A 16457-nucleotide genomic window follows, 5' to 3' on the forward strand; every position below is an offset into this window, starting at 1 on the left:
CACGGTGCTTCACCTCGGCCTCGGCTCGTTCCACCGAGCCCACCAGGCCGTGTACCTGCAGCGGCTGATCGATGCGGGCGACACCCGCTGGTCGCTGTCGGGCGCCAACATCCGGCCGGACATGGCCGACGTCGTCGCGGCGCTGAAGGCGCAGGGCGGGCGCTACACGCTGGAGACCGTCTCGCCCGCGGGCGAGTACCGCTACGAGGAGATCGGCGCCATCCGCGAGGTGCTGCCCTGGGAGCACTCGCTGGCCAACGTGATCGCGCGCGGCGCGGCGCCCTCGACGCGCATCGTCTCGTTCACCGTGACCGAGGCGGGCTACTACCTCGACGACAAGGGCCGGCTGGACTTGTCGTTCCCCGACCTGGCAGCCGACGTGGAACGCGCCCGGCGCGGCGAGACCGGCGGCGACGGTGTGACCATCTACGGCGCCGTCTGCGCCATCCTGCGCGCGCGCAAGGCCGCGGACGCGGGCCCGGTCACGCTGCTGAACTGCGACAACCTGCGCCACAACGGCGACCGCTTCCGCGCCGGCCTGCTGGAATTCATCGAGCTGGCGGGCGATGCCGATCTGCTGGCCTGGGTCAACGCGAACACGCGCTGTCCGAACGCCATGGTCGACCGCATCACGCCGCGCCCGCCGCCCGAGCTGCGCGCGCGCGTGAAGGCGGCCACCGGGCGCGACGATGCGGCTGCCATCACCGGCGAAAGCTTCATCCAGTGGGTGATCGAGGATGACTTCATCGCCGCCCGGCCCGACTGGGGCCGCGTGGGAGTGGAGCTGGTCGAGTCGGTGCAGCCGTACGAAGAGGCGAAGATCCGCATCCTCAACGCCACGCACAGCTGCATCGCCTGGGCGGGCACGCTGGTGGGGCTCGGCTTCATCCACGAGGGCACGCACGACGCGGCCATCCGCAAGATGGCTTTCGACTATGTCACCGACGATGTCATTCCCTGCCTGAGCCCCAGCCCCATCGACCTCGCGGCGTATCGCGACGTGGTGCTCGACCGCTTCGGCAACCCCGCCATCCGCGACACCAACCAGCGCGTGGCGGCGGACGGCTTCTCGAAGATTCCGGGCTTCATCGCGCCGACGGTGCGCGAGCGCCTCGCCGCCGGCCAGCCCATCGAGAGCGTGGCGATGCTGCCGGCGCTGTTCCTGGCCTTCCTGCAGCGCTGGCACAAGGGCGCGCTGCCCTATGCCTACCAGGACCAGGGCATGGACGAAGCGGTGGCGCACGCCATCTGCGATGCGGCCGACCCGGTCGTCGCGCTGTGTTCCGACGCGGGGCTGTGGGGCAATCTCGCGGGCGATGCCCGGCTGATCGACACCGTGCGCCGGGCGGGCGGACGCGTCGCGCGCTTCGTGCAGAAGGCCGCGGAGCGCAAGTCATGAGCGGCCGCCTGCAGGACCGGCACGTGCTGCTGACCGGCGCGGGCGGCGGCATCGGTCTGGCCGTGGCCGCGGCCTGCATCGCCGAAGGCGCGCGCTGCACGGTGATCGACCGCGCGGCGGCCGCGCCCGAAGCCGTGCGCGCGCTGCAGCAGCGCCATCCCGACAGGCTGGCCTACATCGCGGCCGACGTGACCGACACCAAGGCCATCGCGCACATGCTGGCCGAGGCGCAGGTCGCTTTCGGGCCGATCCACACGCTGTTCAACAACGCGGCGGTGTTCGACCTCGCGCCGCTGCTCGACAGCGACGAGGCTTCGTTCGACCGGCTGTTCGCAGTCAACGTGAAGGGCATGTTCTTCGTGATGCAGGCCGTGCTGCGCCACATGGTGGAGGCCGGCACGCAGGGCGCGTCGGTCATCAACATGGCCTCGCAGGCGGGGCGGCGCGGCGAGGCGCTGGTGTCGCACTACTGCGCGACCAAGGCGGCTGTCATCAGCTACACGCAGAGCGCGGCGCTGGCCATGGCGCCGCACGGCATCCGCGTCAACGGCATCGCTCCCGGTGTGGTCGACACGCCGATGTGGGACCATGTCGACAGCCTGTTCGCCAGGGCCGAGGGGCTGCCGCCCGGAGAGAAGAAGCGGCAGGTCGGCCTGGCGGTGCCGCTCGGACGCATGGGCGTGCCGGACGACATCGCGGGGGCGGCGGTGTTCCTCGCCAGCGACGAGGCGCGCTACATCACGGCGCAGACCCTCAATGTCGATGGCGGCAATGTCATGAGCTGAAGATTCCTTTCCTGCGTGCGATGAACGAAGACTTCCACCTGTACCTCGACAGCGCGGACCTGTCCGAGCTGAAGACCTGCCTGCCGCACCCCGTGGTGCACGGCGTGACGACCAACCCCACGCTGCTCAAGCGCGCCGGCATCGGCCGCGGCGAGCTGCCCCGCCTGCTTCAGCGCTGCATCGAACTGGGCGCGCGGCAGGTGCAGGCGCAGGTTTATTCGGAGGACGCCGACGGCATGCTGGAGGACGCGCGGGAGCTGTTGTCGCACTTCGAGCCCGGCCAGCTGGTCGTGAAGATTCCCGCCACGCGCCAGGGACTCGCCGCCGGCGCGCAGCTCATCGCGCAGGGCGTGCCGGTCACCTGGACGGCCGTGTACGCGCCGGAGCAGGCGCACTTCGCGGCGCAGCTCGGCGCGGCCTATGCTGCGCCGTACCTCGGCCGGCTGGAAGACTCCGGCGTCGACGGCCTGGCGCTGATCGCACAGATGCAGGCGCTGGTCGCGCAGCGGCCTTCTTCCGGCACGCGGCTGCTGGTGGCCAGCATCCGTTCGCGCGAGGCCTACCTTTCGCTGCTGAAGCTGGGCGTGGGCGCGATCACCATCCCGCCGCGGCTGTTTTCCGAACTGCTCGATCATCCCGCCACGCTGGCCGCCGAACGCGGCTTCCTGGCCGACGCGCGCGACCTGCCCTGATCCAGACAGAATCCAGACACCATGCGCATTGCACTCACGGGCGAAGCCCTCATCGATTTCACCGCCAGCGAGGCTGGCACCCTGGCGTTCCTGGGGCACGAGGGCGGCTCGCCGCTCAACACGGCCGTGGCCTGCGCGCGGCTGGGGCAGCCGACCGGTTTTCTCACGCAGCTCTCGACCGACCTGTTCGGCGAGCGGCTGATGGGCTTCCTGCAGCGCAACGGCGTGGACACCAGCTTCATCCTGCGCAGCAGCGCACCATCGACGCTGGCCTTCGTCGAGCGCACGCCGCAGACCAACCGCTACGCCTTCTACACGAGCGGCAGTGCCGACGCCACCTGGGCGCCCGAGCCGCTGCCGCAGCTGCCGCCGGAGTGCCGCTTCCTGCACTTCGGCTCGATCTCGCTGCTGCAGGACCCGGCCGCCACGCGCATCGCCGACCTGGTCGCGGCGAACCGGGGACAGCGCGTGATCGTGTTCGACCCCAACGTGCGGCCCAGCCTGATCACCGACATGGCCGCCTATCGCGAGCGCGTGAACGGCTGGTTCGGCATGGCCGACCTGGTCAAGCTCAGCGACGAAGACGCGGCGCTGCTCGCGCCTGGCCAGCCGGTCGATGCGCTGGCCGCCGAGTGCCTGAAGGCCGGCGCGCGCGCCGTGATCGTCACGCGCGGCGGCGACGGCGCGACGCTCTGGCGCACGGGTCATGCGCCGCTGAGCGTGGCCGCGCCGCGCGTCACCGTGGTCGACACCATCGGCGCTGGCGACACCTTCACGGCCGGCCTGTCGGTGTCGCTGCTCGCGCACGGCGTCGAACGGCCCGGGCAGCTCGACGGGCTGCGCGACGAAGACTGGAAGGCCGTGATGGGCTTCGCCGCCACCGCCGCCGCCCTCAACTGCACCCGCGAGGGTGCCGATCCACCGACGCTGGAGGCGGTTCACGCCGCGCTGGCGAAGGCACAAAATACCGCTGTTGCTGCTGCTTCCCGGCCTTGAGCCGGGCTGTCATCATGACGACGTCCACCCGCAAGCGTTCGATTCCCCGCCAGCGCCAGCCCGAGCTGGAACGCGACTTCACGCGCTCTCCCTCGCTGGGCTACGAGACCCCCGAAGAGACCGGCCTGGTGCGATGTCTTGCGCACGGCTTTCCGAGCCCGCTGGTGCGCTGGCACTTCCATGAGGACTACGAGCTGCACCTGATCACCGAGACCTCGGGCAAGGCCTTCATCGGCGACTGGATCGGGCCGTTCCAGCCCGGGCACCTGGTGCTGTGCGGGCCACGGCTGCCGCACAACTGGATCTCGCTCGACGTGCCCGAAGGCGGCGCGGCGGGGCGCGACAGGGTGATCCAGTTCCGCCACGAGCCCATCGAGCACGCGGCGGCGCAGATTCCCGAGCTGCGCGAGGTGATGCAGCTGCTGGAGCGTGCGCGCCACGGCATCGAGTTCTTCGGCATGTCGCAGCAGGCGCAGGCGCACTGGGACAGCATCAAGGCCGCGCGCGGCGTGCGCCGCCTGGGCCTGTTCCTCGACTTCATGGCCGACCTCGCGCAATGCACCGACTACCGGCTGCTGTCGAGCGTGCAGATGCAGGGCGCGCAAGGCGCGGACGGCGACGCGCAGGTTGACCAGATCAACGGCATCGTCAACCGCATCACCAACAACATGGCCGACCCGATCTCGATGTCGGACGTTGCGGCCGAGCTGGGCATGAGCGAGAGCCGCTTCAGCCGCTTCTTCAGGCGCTCCACCGGCAACAGCTTCACCGATTTCGTCAACCGCGTGCGCATCAACAGCGCCTGCCACCTGCTGATGCAGACCGACCACTACGTGACCGACATCTGCTACCAGGTGGGCTTCAACAACGTGGCGAACTTCAACCGCCGCTTTCTAGAGATCAAGGGCATGACGCCCAGCGAATTCCGAAAGCAGGCCGACACGCGATTCGGCAGCGGCATTCCTTCCTAAGCACCGACACAAAACCAGGGGGTTCATCTTGTATCTGGGACTCGACCTCGGCACGTCCGAGCTCAAGGCGCTCTTGCTCGCCGACGATCACCGCATCGTGGGCGTGGCCCGTGCACCGCTCACCGTCGATAGGCCGCAGCCGTTGTGGTCGGAGCAGGCGCCGCAGCAGTGGTGGCAGGCGCTAGAGGAGGTGATGCGTGCGCTCGGCAAGTCGCATCCCGAAGAGCTCGCGGCGGTGCGCGCCATCGGCCTTTCGGGCCAGATGCACGGCGCCACGCTGCTCGACGAAGCGGGCGAGGTGCTGCGCCCCGCGATCCTGTGGAACGACGGCCGCAGCGGGCCGCAGTGCGAAGCGCTCGCGCGTGCCGTACCCAGGCTGGGCGAGATCGCCGGCAACCTCGCGATGCCCGGCTTCACCGCGCCCAAGCTGCTGTGGGTGCGCGATCACGAGCCCGAAGTCTTCAGCCGCGTCGCGCGCGTGCTGCTGCCGAAGGACTGGCTGCGCTTCATGCTCAGCGGCGAGGCCGTCAGCGAGATGTCGGATGCGGCGGGCACGCTGTGGCTCGACGTGGGGGCTCGCGACTGGTCCGACGAGCTGCTCGCGGCCACGGGGCTCACGCGCGCGCACATGCCGCGGCTGGTCGAGGGCAGCGAGGTTTCGGCGCGGCTCAAGCCCGAACTTGCGGTGCGCTGGGGCCTGCGCGACGACGTGAAGATCGCGGGCGGCGCCGGCGACAACGCAGCGAGTGCGGTCGGCATGGGGCTGGTCGAGCCGGGGCAGGGCTTCGTGTCGCTCGGCACTTCGGGCGTGGTGTTCGTGTCGACCGACCGCTTCCTGCCGAACCCCGCGCAGGCGATGCACGCCTTCTGCCATGCGCTGCCGAAGCGCTGGCACCAGATGTCGGTGATGCTCTCGGCCGCGAGCGCGGTGAGCTGGGCCGCGAAGACATTCAAGTTCGCCGACGAGGCAGCGCTGCTCGAAGCGGCGGCGAGCGTTTCTCCGGCGCAGCGAGAACGCTGCCCGCTGTTCCTGCCGTACCTCTCGGGCGAGCGATCGCCGCACAACAACCCGAACGCGCAGGGCGTGCTTTTCGGCCTCACGCACGCGCATGGCCCGGCGGAGATCGCCTACGCCGTGGTCGAGGGCGTGAGCTTCGGCCTGCGCGACGGCTTCGACACCCTGCGGCTGCCTGCCGACATGCCGCTACGCGAGATGGCGCTTGTAGGCGGCGGTGCGCGCAGCGTGTGGTGGGGGCAGCTGCTGGCCGACATCTTCGGCGTGACGCTCACTCTCTACGCGGGCAGCGAGACGGGCGGGGCGCTGGGGGCGGCGCGGCTGGCATGGCTGGCCGATGGCGGCGAGGTCGCAAAGGTGTGCACGCTGCCGCCGGTGAAGCAGCAGTTGATGCCGTCGACCGAGGGTGCCGATGTCCGCAGGACAAGGCACGCGCGCTTCCAGGCGCTGTACAAGTCACTGCGAGACCAGTTTCAGTAAACGGCACGATTGCCACGACCATGAAAAAAGCCCGTCGGAGACGGGCTTTTTTCATTTCGCGGGACACCGCGGATCCGGCTTGGCCGGTCCGCAGGTGTCGCCCCCGGTAGGGGGTAGGCGTAGCGGACACGAAGTGTCCGCGCAGCCTGGGGGCGAGCCAATTACATGCCCATGCCGCCCATGCCGCCCATGCCACCCATGTCGGGCATGCCGCCGCCGGCAGGAGCGTCGTCCTTCGGAGCGTCAGCCACCATGGCTTCGGTCGTCAGCAGCAGCGAGGACACCGAGGCGGCGTTCTGCAGTGCGGTGCGGGTGACCTTCGTCGGGTCCAGGATGCCCAGCTCGAGCATGTCGCCGTACGTGTCGTTGGCGGCATTGAAGCCGTAGTTGCCCTTGCCGGCCAGAACCGCGTTCACCACCACCGAGGCTTCGCCGCCGGCGTTGTTCACGATTTCGCGCAGGGGAGCTTCGATGGCCTTCAGCACCAGCTTGATGCCGGCGTCCTGGTCGGCGTTGTCGCCCTTGACCTTGTCGCCCACGGCTTGCTTGGCGCGCAGCAGAGCCACGCCGCCGCCGGCAACCACGCCTTCTTCCACTGCAGCGCGGGTGGCGTGCAGGGCGTCTTCGACGCGAGCCTTCTTTTCCTTCATTTCGACTTCGGTGGCAGCGCCAACCTTGATCACGGCAACACCGCCGGCCAGCTTGGCCACGCGCTCTTGCAGCTTTTCACGGTCGTAGTCGCTGGTGGCTTCCTCGATCTGCACGCGCACTTGCTTCACGCGGGCTTCGATGTCGGCAGCAGCGCCGGCGCCGTCGATGATGATGGTGTTTTCCTTGCCCACTTCGATGCGCTTGGCTTGACCCAGGTCGGCCAGCGTCACCTTCTCGAGCGTCAGGCCCACTTCTTCAGCGATGACCTTGCCGCCCGTCAGGATGGCGATGTCTTCCAGCATGGCCTTGCGGCGGTCGCCGAAGCCAGGAGCCTTGACGGCCACGACCTTCAGGATGCCGCGGATCGTGTTCACGACCAGCGTAGCCAGGGCTTCGCCTTCGACTTCTTCGGCAATGATCAGCAGGGGACGGCCAGCCTTGGCGACTTGTTCCAGCGTGGGGAGCAGGTCACGGATGTTGCTGATCTTCTTGTCGAACAGCAGCACGAAGGGGTTGTCGAGCAGCGCCGATTGCTTCTCGGGGTTGTTGATGAAGTAGGGCGACAGGTAGCCGCGGTCGAATTGCATGCCTTCGACGACGTCCAGTTCGCTTTCGAGCGACTTGCCGTCTTCGACAGTGATCACGCCTTCCTTGCCGACCTTGTCCATCGCGTCGGCGATGAGCTTGCCGATGGTTTCGTCGCTGTTGGCCGAGATCGAGCCGACTTGAGCGATTTCCTTCGACGTGGTGGTGGGCTTCGAAGCCTTCTTCAGCTCTTCGACCAGGGCCGACACGGCCTTGTCGATGCCGCGCTTCAGGTCCATCGGGTTGATGCCGGCGGCCACGTACTTGAAGCCTTCGCGAACGATGGCTTGTGCCAGCACGGTCGCGGTGGTGGTGCCGTCACCAGCGTTGTCGCTGGTCTTGGAGGCCACTTCCTTCACGAGCTGGGCGCCCATGTTCTGCAGCTTGTCCTTCAGTTCGATTTCCTTGGCGACCGACACGCCGTCCTTCGTGACGGTGGGGGCGCCGAACGAGCGCTCGAGCACCACGTTGCGGCCCTTGGGGCCCAGGGTCACCTTGACTGCGTTGGCCAGGATGTTCACACCCTCGACCATGCGTGCGCGGGCTTCGCCGCCGAAGACTACGTCTTTTGCTGCCATGTTCTATTACTCCGAATGGGGATCTGTTGAATTACTTCTCGACGACTGCGAACAGGTCGTCTTCCTTCATGACGAGCAGCTCGTCGCCGCCGACCTTGACGGTCTGGCCGCTGTACTTGCCGAACAGGACGCGGTCGCCGACCTTCACGGTCAGTGCGGCCAGTTCGCCCTTGTCGTTGCGCTTGCCCGGGCCCACGGCCAGGACTTCACCCTGATCGGGCTTCTCGGCGGCTGCGTCGGGGATCACGATGCCCGATGCGGTCTTGGTTTCGCTGTCAACACGCTTGACGATCACGCGATCGGCCAAAGGACGAAGTTTCATTGCATCTCCTGGATGTATGGATAAGAAACGGGTTTGTGGTCGGGTGCCGGACCGGAGCCCGGCAGCCCATCGGCTGGAAGCGAGGGCTGTTAGCACTCATCAGCAGCGAGTGCTAATCATAAGGGCAATCGATGACGTTTCAAGGATGCGGGGTGGTTGCGGGCGCCATTGGGCCGTCCAATCTTGGCTTTAATTTGCCCGGGTAAAATTGGAGCCAGAGGAAAGCCGCCGGCGCTGCGCAGGCCTGCTCCCTTCAGCCAGCCCTACCGCAATACCAGAACCGGCAGCGATGATCGAACGAGAACCTGCTGCGTCTCGCTTCCCAGCAGGAGGCGCTTGAGACCCTTGCGTCCATGGGAGGCCATCACGATCAGGTCGCTCCTGTGCTTCTTCGCCGCGGCGACGATCGATTCGGCGACCAGGTCGGAGCTGGCCTGAGCCGTCCTGATCCGCACGCCGCGTTCCCGCGCGCGGTCCCGAATCTTGTCGAGCATCGCCTGCGCCTTGTCCGCCCACTGCTTCTCGATGCGGCCGATGTCCTCGGCGGAGAAGCTCATCAAACCTTCGAAATAGCTCTTGGGGTAACGGGGAACGACGGTCAATGCGACCAGGTCCGAGTCGTTCTGCACCGCCAGCGCGATGGCGCTGTCGACGGCCTTCTTGGAAAGGGCCGTGCCGTCGGTGGCGACGAGGATGCGTTTGAACATGAGGGGCTCCACGTTGTGTGCGGCCGAGCTTAGGCAGGCACCGCGCCATGCGGCTTGATTCAGATCAAGCGCCTCGCGTGGTGCGCCTCTTAGGCTCGGCCGATGAATGCCACGCTCGCCCCCGACCGCGCCGCGATCCCCGTACTTCCTGCCCCAGCCGGCGACCCGGCCTGGCAGGTGCTGGATGACCCGGCCGAATGGCCCGCGTTCGGCCGCGAGCTGGATGCCGCCGACGGCGGCCGCTGGGAGTCGCAGGTCGTGGTCGAGGGCATGCACTGCGCGGCCTGCGCGTTCACCGTCGAGGCCGCGCTGCGCCAGGTGCCGGGTGTGATCGATGCGCAGGTCAACGCGGCGAGTCGGCGCGCCCGCGTTGTCTGGTCGCCTGCGCAGACCCGTCCTTCGCGGTGGTTCGAGGCCTGCGCGAAGGCCGGCCATCCGCTGCTGCCGGGCGGCGACCGTTCCGCCAGGGAACTGCGCCGGCGCGAATCGCGGCTGGCGCTGTGGCGCTGGCTGGTCTCGGGCTTCTGCATGATGCAGGTGATGATGTACGCCTATCCGGCCTACGTCGCACGGCCCGGCGACATGAACGCCGATTCGGCGCAGCTGCTGCGCTGGGCTTCGTGGGTGCTGACCCTGCCCGTCGTGCTCTTCTCCTGCGGCCCCTTCTTCCGCAGCGCCTGGCGCGACCTGCGCATGGGCCGGGTCGGAATGGATCTTCCGGTGGCCTTCGGCGTGCTCGCGACTTTCGCGGTCAGCACTGCCGCCACCTTCGATGCCACGGGACCGCTCGGCCACGAGGTCTACTTCGACTCGCTGACCATGTTCGTCTTCTTCCTGCTCACGGGCCGCTGGCTCGAGGCGCGCCTGCGCGAGCGCACCGCCGGCGCCCTCGACGCCTTGATGAACCGGCTGCCCGACAGCATCGACCGCCTCGCTCCCGACGGCAGCTGGAGCCGGGTGGCCGTGCGGCGGCTGGTGGCGGGAGACGTGGTGCGCGTGCGCCCCGGAGAAGCCTTTCCCGCGGACGGCGTAGTGATCGAGGGCGACACCAGCGCCGACGAGGCGCTGCTGACCGGCGAGTCCCGGCCCGTGCCGCGTCCTCGCGGCGACCGCGTGCTGGCCGGCAGCCACAACCTCTCGGCGCCGGTCCGGGTGCGGATCGAGTCGGTGGGCGAGGGCACGCGCTTTGCGCAGATCGTCCGCCTGATGGAGAGCGCCGCCTCGCGCAAGCCTCGGCTCGCGCTGCTTGCCGACCGGGTGGCGCGTCCCTTCCTCGTCGCGGTGCTCGCATCGGCGGCAATGGCGGCGGCGTTCTGGTGGCCGACGGATCCGGGCAAGGCGCTGATGGTCGCCGTGGCGGTGCTCATCGTGACCTGCCCATGCGCGCTCTCGCTCGCGACGCCGGCCGCCATGCTCGCCAGTGCCGGTGCGCTGGCGCGCGGCGGAGTGATGACTTCCAACCTGCAGGCGCTGGAGGCGCTCGCGTCGGTCGACACCGTCGTGTTCGACAAGACGGGAACCCTGACCGGCGACATGCCGCGGCTGGAGCGCATCTACTGCCGCCAGGGCATGCGGCCCGGCGATGCGCTGGAGATGGCTGCCGCGCTCGGCGCGCAGTCGCTGCATCCTGTCGCGCAGGCGCTGGTGAACGCGTGGAACGCGCAATTCCGTTCTGCGCCCGGCTGGACAGCGGACAAGGTCGCCGAGACGGCGGGCCAGGGCATCGAAGGCCGGATGCTGCGCGTGCGCGCGGCTGTCGAAACGAGCCGCCGCGTGCGCCTCGGCTCGCCGGCTTTTTGCGGCGTGGCGCCGCTGGATGTCGATGCCGCGCAGGTCCATCTCGCGGACGAGCAGGGGTGGCTCGCCAGCTTCGTGCTGGTCGAGGAATTGCGCGCCGATGCCGCGGCTGCCGTGGCGTTGCTGCGCGAGCAGGGCCTCACGGTGCGCCTGCTGTCGGGCGACAGGGAGTCGGCCGCGCGGGAGATCGGTGCGCGTTGCGGCATCGACTTCTCGCAGGGCGGCTGCACGCCCGAGGACAAGCTCGACGTGCTGTGGCGGCTGCAGGCCGAGGGGCGCCAGATCGCGATGGTGGGCGACGGCCTCAACGACGGCCCTTCGCTGGCGCGCGCGAACGCCTCGTTCGCCTTCGGCCGCAGCGTGCCGCTGTCGCGCGCACATGCCGACTTCGTCGTGCTGGGCGACAGGCTCGCAACCATCCCGCAGGCCATCGCGCAGGCGCGCAGGACGCTGCGCGTGGTGCGCCAGAACCTCCTGTGGGCGGCGGGCTACAACGCGCTGTGCGTGCCGCTCGCGATCGCCGGCTGGCTGCCGGCATGGCTTGCCGGCCTCGGCATGGCCGCGAGTTCACTCGTGGTGGTCCTCAATGCGACGCGGCTCGCATCCGGTACGGGGGAGGCGCACTGATGGACATCCTCTTCCTTCTCGTTCCGCTGTCCGTGGCGCTGGTCCTCGCGATCCTCGGCGGTCTGTGGTGGGCCATCGAGCGTGGCCAGTTCGACGACGTCGACGCCGAGGGCGAGCGCATCCTGCACGGCGATTGATCTGCATCAACCCACAGGGCAGGGTGCCCACGGAAACTGCCCGCAACTCAATCAAGGGCACCACGATGCAACCACCGAACCCACCCGCCGCGGAATACGACGACGCCGTCGTGCGGCAATTCGCGCTCATGTCCGTGGTCTGGGGCGTGGTCGGCATGCTGGTCGGCGTGGTCATCGCTTCCCAGCTGACGTGGCCCGAGCTCAACCTCGGCATCCCATGGCTCAGCTACGGAAGGCTGCGGCCGCTGCACACCAACGCGGTGATCTTCGCGTTCGGCGGATGCGCGCTGATGGCGACGAGCTTCCACGTGGTCCAGCGTACCTGCCAGGTGCGCCTTTTCGCGCCGAGGCTCGCGTCCTTCGTCTTCTGGGGCTGGCAGGCGGTGATCGTGGCTGCCGCCATCAGCCTGCCCATGGGCTACACCAGCGGCAAGGAATACGCCGAGCTGGAGTGGCCCATCGACCTGCTGATCGCGGTGGTCTGGGTGGCCTACGCCGTCGTGTTCTTCGGCACCATCGGCATGCGCAAGGTGCGCCACATCTACGTGGCGAACTGGTTCTTCGGCTCCTTCATCATCGCGGTGGCCCTGCTGCACATCGTCAACAGCGCCGAGATCCCGGCGGGCTGGATGAAGAGCTACTCGGCCTACGCCGGCGTGCAGGACGCGATGGTGCAGTGGTGGTACGGCCACAACGCCGTCGGCTTCTTCCTCACGGCGGGTTTCCTCGGGATGATGTACTACTACATCCCCAAGCAGGCGGGCCGGCCGGTGTATTCGTACCGGCTGTCCATCGTTCACTTCTGGGCGCTGATCTTCACCTACATGTGGGCGGGCCCGCACCACCTGCACTACACGGCGCTGCCCGACTGGACGCAGTCGCTGGGCATGGTGTTCTCGCTGATCCTGCTGGCCCCGAGCTGGGGCGGCATGATCAACGGCGTGATGACGCTCTCGGGCGCGTGGCACAAGCTGCGCACCGACCCGATCCTGCGCTTCCTGATCGTGGCGCTGTCGTTCTACGGCATGTCGACCTTCGAGGGGCCGATGATGTCCATCAAGACCGTCAACGCCCTGAGCCACTACACCGACTGGACCGTCGGCCACGTGCACTCCGGCGCGCTCGGCTGGGTGGGCTTCATCACCATGGGCTCGCTCTACTACCTGATCCCGCGCATGTACGGCCGTACCGCCATGTACAGCACGAGGGCCATCGAGGCGCATTTCTGGATCGCCACCATCGGCATCGTGCTGTACATCGCGGCGATGTGGATCGCCGGCGTGATGCAGGGCCTGATGTGGCGCTCCATCAATCCCGACGGCACGCTCACCTATACCTTCGTGGAGAGCGTGAAGGCCACCTTCCCGTTCTACCTGGTGCGCGTGATCGGCGGCCTGCTCTATCTCAGCGGAATGCTGCTGATGGCCTGGAACGTCTGGATGACCGTCATCTCCGGCCGCGCGGTGCGCGCCGAGATTCCGCCCCCCGCCATGGCCCATGCCTGAGGACGCACGATGAACCAGAACACCTCCAGCTCGAGCTCCAGTTCCGGCGGCTTCACGCACGAGAAGATCGAGACAAACAACCTGCTGATGATCGTGCTGATCCTCGTCGTGGTGGCCGTGGGCGGCCTCGTCGAGATCGTGCCGCTGTTCTTCCAGAAGTCGACCACCGAGGCGGTGCAGGGCGTCAAGCCGCTCACGCCGCTGCAGCTCGCCGGGCGCGATGTCTACCTGCGCGAGGGTTGCTACAACTGCCACTCGCAGATGATCCGCCCCTTCCGCTCGGAGACGCTGCGCTACGGCCACTACTCGGTGGCGGGCGAGTTCGTCTACGACCACCCGTTCCAGTGGGGCAGCAAGCGCACCGGTCCCGACCTGCACCGCGTGGGCGGCAAGTACAGCGACGAGTGGCACCGCATCCACCTGAACAACCCGCGCGACGTCGTGCCCGAGTCGAACATGCCGGCCTACACCTGGCTGGAGAAGACCCCGGTCGACGCCGAGGCGCTGCCGGCCCACATGCGCGCGCTGCGCCGAGTCGGCGTGCCATACACCGACGAGCAGATCGCCGCAGCCACGGAAGAAGTCCGGGGCAAGACGGAGATGGAAGCCACGGTCGCCTACCTGCAGTCGCTGGGCCTGGCCCTCAAGTAAGCAAGGCGGCAAAGGAACCAAACCATGATCGACCTCACAACACTGCGCATCGCCGCCACAGTCGTCTGCTTCGCGCTCTTCATCGGCATCGTGATCTGGGCGTACTCGCGCCGCAACGCGTCGCGCTTCCAGGAAGCGGCCCGGCTGCCCTTCGAGCAGGACTGAAGGGAGAAGCACGATGAGCGATTTCATCAACCGTTTCTGGTCGGACTACGTGGCGGTGGTCTCGCTGCTGAGCATCCTCGGCTGCGTGATCCTGCTGTGGCTCACGGCCCGCAAGCGCGTCGCGGCCAGCGCCGACAACACCACCGGCCACGTGTGGGACGAAGACCTGCGCGAGGCCAACAATCCGCTGCCCATGTGGTGGGTCGGCCTGTTCGTGCTGACCATCGTCTTCGGGCTGGGCTACCTCGCGGTCTTTCCGGGCCTGGGGAGCTTTCGCGGGCAGTCCGACTGGACTTCGCGCGGCGAGTACGAGGCGGAAGTCGCCCGGGCCACGCAGGAGCTCGCGCCGGTCTACGCGAAGTACGCCGCCATGCCGGTCGAGGAGGTCGCCAGGGACCCGCAGGCCCGGGCCATCGGCGAGCGCCTCTTCATGGGCAACTGCGCCCAGTGCCACGGCTCCGATGCGCGCGGCAGCAAGGGCTTTCCCAACCTGACCGACAAGGACTGGCTGCACGGCGGCACGCCCGAGAAGATCATCGAGACGATCACCAAGGGGCGCGTGGGCATGATGCCGCCCATGGCGGCCGCCGTCGGCTCGCCCGACGACGTGAAGAACGTCGCCAACTACGTTCTGAGCCTGTCCGGCGAGCCGCACGACTCGGTGCGCGCCGGCCTCGGGAAGTCGAAGTTCACGGCCTGCGCCGCCTGCCACGGCATCGGCGGCGTCGGCAACCAGGCGCTCGGTGCGCCAAACCTCAGCGACAGGATCTGGCTCCACGGCTACGGCGAGGCCGCCATCATCCAGATGATCAACTCGGGCAAGCACAACGAGATGCCCGCGCAGGAAGGCCGCCTCACAGAAGCGCAGATCCGCATGGTCGCGTCGTATGTCTGGGGGCTCTCCAACAACAGCGCGGTCGCGTCCACGCCCTGAAGCCGGCGGCCAGCCATGACCCGGAAGATCATTCCCATTGCAAGCACGAGCGTGAACGCGGGCGGCGGCGAGGAGGTCGGCCTCTACGAGGCCACGAAGAAGATCTACCCCCGCACCGTGCGCGGCATGTTCGCGCGCTGGCGATGGGCCATGGTCTTTCTCACGCAGCTGGTGTTCTACGGCATGCCGTGGATGGAGTGGGGCGGACGCCAGATGGTGCTGTTCGACCTCGCGGCGCGGCGCTTCTACATCTTCGGGCTGGTGCTCTATCCGCAGGACCTGATCTATCTCTCGGGCCTGCTGGTCATCAGCGCGCTGTCGCTCTTCCTGTTCACCGCGGTGGCGGGACGGCTGTGGTGCGGCTATGCCTGCCCGCAGACCGTCTACACCGAAATCTTCATGTGGGTGGAGCACCGGATCGAGGGCAACCGCGTCGCGCGCATGCGGCTGGACGCCGAGCCGATGTCGCTCGAGAAGCTGGTGAAGAAGTGGTTCAAGCACATCGTCTGGATCGGCATCGCGATGTGGACCGGCTTCACCTTCGTGGGCTACTTCACGCCCATCCGCGAGCTGGGCATGGCCTTCCTGCAGACGCAGATGGGCTCGTGGGAAGTCTTCTGGGTCTTCTTCTACGGCTTCGCGACGTACGGCAACGCGGGCTTCATGCGCGAGCAGGTCTGCAAGTACATGTGCCCCTACGCGCGCTTCCAGAGCGCGATGTTCGACCGCGACACGCTGATCGTCAGCTACGACCCGAAGCGCGGGGAGCCTCGCGCTCCGCGCCGCAAGGGCCCGGATCCGCGCACGCTGGCGCTGGGCGACTGCATCGACTGCGGCCTGTGCGTGCAGGTGTGCCCGACCGGCATCGACATCCGCAAGGGTCTTCAATACGAATGCATCGGCTGCGGCCTCTGCGTGGATGCGTGCGACACCGTGATGCAGAAGATGGCCTATCCGCGCCGGCTGATCCGCTACGACACGCAGAACGGCATGGAAGCCGGCTGGTCGCGCAGGCAACTGTTGCGGCGCGTGCTGCGGCCGCGCGTGCTGGTCTACGCGGCGATCCTGGTGGTGCTGGTGGCCGGGCTGCTGGCGAGCCTCGTCGTGCGCACGCCGTTCAAGGTCGACGTGGTGCGCGACCGCGCCTCGCTGGCGCGCATCGCCGAGGGCGGGCGGCTGGAGAACGTCTACCGCCTGCAGATCATGAACGCCACCGAGCAGCCGCAGCGCTACCGCATCGCGGCCACGGGCCTGGAGGGGCTGAGCGTGTCGCCGGACGAGCCGGTGACCGTCGATGCGGCCCAGTCGCGGTGGGTCGCCGTGCGGCTCCAGGTGCCGTATGGCGCGGTTCCTGCCGGCTCTCACGCGGTGCACTTCAGCATCCGCGAAGAGGGCGGTGGAGCGCAGGTTTCCGAAAAGGCGGCCTTCCTTGTGCCGCGCTGAGAGGTCGACATGAATGC

The 16457-nt window shown here is 68.1% G+C and carries 16 protein-coding genes; 13 read left to right on the forward strand and 3 right to left on the reverse strand.

Features of this window, described 5'->3' with window-relative positions:
* Positions 1–4 precede the first annotated feature (4 nt).
* From dalD to xylB, 6 genes are read left to right on the forward strand one after another with little or no spacing between them, the layout of a single operon-like run.
* Positions 5–1399, forward strand: a complete 1395-nt coding sequence (gene dalD, locus ABL840_RS07550; protein WP_093299793.1) for a D-arabinitol 4-dehydrogenase — start codon at positions 5–7, stop codon at positions 1397–1399.
* Entirely contained in the window at positions 1396–2184 is a 789-nt protein-coding gene (locus ABL840_RS07555) for an L-iditol 2-dehydrogenase (protein WP_093196558.1), read from the forward strand. The genes dalD and ABL840_RS07555 overlap by 4 nt, the downstream gene beginning before the upstream one ends.
* A 20-nt stretch (positions 2185–2204) precedes the next feature.
* On the forward strand, positions 2205–2876 hold the full coding sequence (locus ABL840_RS07560; RefSeq protein ID WP_093196556.1) for a transaldolase family protein: 672 nt from the start codon (positions 2205–2207) through the stop codon (positions 2874–2876).
* A gap of 21 nt (positions 2877–2897) precedes the next feature.
* The gene (locus ABL840_RS07565) at positions 2898–3872 is read left to right on the forward strand and encodes a carbohydrate kinase family protein (RefSeq protein ID WP_093196554.1); all 975 of its coding nucleotides are present in this window, start codon (positions 2898–2900) and stop codon (positions 3870–3872) included.
* Positions 3873–3886: 14 nt separating this feature from the next.
* Complete coding sequence (locus ABL840_RS07570; protein WP_093196552.1) at positions 3887–4843, forward strand: AraC family transcriptional regulator; 957 nt, start codon at positions 3887–3889, stop codon at positions 4841–4843.
* Positions 4844–4871: 28 nt separating this feature from the next.
* The gene (gene xylB / locus ABL840_RS07575; RefSeq protein ID WP_093196551.1) at positions 4872–6338 is read left to right on the forward strand and encodes a xylulokinase; all 1467 of its coding nucleotides are present in this window, start codon (positions 4872–4874) and stop codon (positions 6336–6338) included.
* 161 nt (positions 6339–6499) lie between these two features.
* On the opposite strand, the gene groL is transcribed toward xylB, so the two are convergent.
* The 3 genes from groL to ABL840_RS07590 all read right to left on the reverse strand — a co-directional run bounded on the left by groL (position 6500) and on the right by ABL840_RS07590 (position 9181).
* Entirely contained in the window at positions 6500–8152 is a 1653-nt protein-coding gene (groL, locus tag ABL840_RS07580; RefSeq protein WP_093196550.1) for a chaperonin GroEL, read from the reverse strand.
* Positions 8153–8183: 31 nt separating this feature from the next.
* Entirely contained in the window at positions 8184–8474 is a 291-nt protein-coding gene (locus tag ABL840_RS07585; RefSeq protein WP_007835162.1) for a co-chaperone GroES, read from the reverse strand.
* A gap of 263 nt (positions 8475–8737) precedes the next feature.
* Positions 8738–9181, reverse strand: coding sequence for a universal stress protein (locus ABL840_RS07590; RefSeq protein WP_093196549.1), 444 nt, complete (start codon positions 9179–9181; stop codon positions 8738–8740).
* A 102-nt stretch (positions 9182–9283) separates the two neighbouring features.
* On the opposite strand from ABL840_RS07590, the gene ABL840_RS07595 reads away from it, so the two are divergent.
* The 7 genes from ABL840_RS07595 to ccoG all read left to right on the forward strand — a co-directional run bounded on the left by ABL840_RS07595 (position 9284) and on the right by ccoG (position 16440).
* On the forward strand, positions 9284–11605 hold the full coding sequence (locus ABL840_RS07595) for a heavy metal translocating P-type ATPase (RefSeq protein ID WP_093196547.1): 2322 nt from the start codon (positions 9284–9286) through the stop codon (positions 11603–11605).
* Positions 11605–11742 carry a cbb3-type cytochrome oxidase assembly protein CcoS gene (gene ccoS / locus ABL840_RS07600; RefSeq protein WP_093196545.1) on the forward strand — a complete coding sequence of 46 codons (138 nt, stop codon included), beginning with the start codon at positions 11605–11607 and terminating at the stop codon, positions 11740–11742. The genes ABL840_RS07595 and ccoS overlap by 1 nt, the downstream gene beginning before the upstream one ends.
* 65 nt (positions 11743–11807) lie before the next feature.
* Positions 11808–13247: a cytochrome-c oxidase, cbb3-type subunit I gene (gene ccoN / locus ABL840_RS07605; RefSeq protein WP_093196543.1), complete on the forward strand. Its 1440-nt coding sequence runs from the start codon at positions 11808–11810 to the stop codon at positions 13245–13247.
* Between the two features lie 9 nt (positions 13248–13256).
* Complete coding sequence (gene ccoO, locus ABL840_RS07610; protein ID WP_093196541.1) at positions 13257–13898, forward strand: cytochrome-c oxidase, cbb3-type subunit II; 642 nt, start codon at positions 13257–13259, stop codon at positions 13896–13898.
* A gap of 24 nt (positions 13899–13922) precedes the next feature.
* Complete coding sequence (locus ABL840_RS07615) at positions 13923–14063, forward strand: cbb3-type cytochrome oxidase subunit 3 (protein WP_240652107.1); 141 nt, start codon at positions 13923–13925, stop codon at positions 14061–14063.
* 13 nt (positions 14064–14076) lie between these two features.
* The gene (ccoP, locus tag ABL840_RS07620; RefSeq protein WP_093196539.1) at positions 14077–14997 is read left to right on the forward strand and encodes a cytochrome-c oxidase, cbb3-type subunit III; all 921 of its coding nucleotides are present in this window, start codon (positions 14077–14079) and stop codon (positions 14995–14997) included.
* 15 nt (positions 14998–15012) lie between these two features.
* On the forward strand, positions 15013–16440 hold the full coding sequence (gene ccoG, locus ABL840_RS07625) for a cytochrome c oxidase accessory protein CcoG (RefSeq protein ID WP_093196537.1): 1428 nt from the start codon (positions 15013–15015) through the stop codon (positions 16438–16440).
* Positions 16441–16457 lie beyond the last annotated feature (17 nt).

Source organism: Variovorax sp. NFACC27 (assembly GCF_048301545.1).
GTDB lineage: Bacteria > Pseudomonadota > Gammaproteobacteria > Burkholderiales > Burkholderiaceae_C > Variovorax > Variovorax gossypii.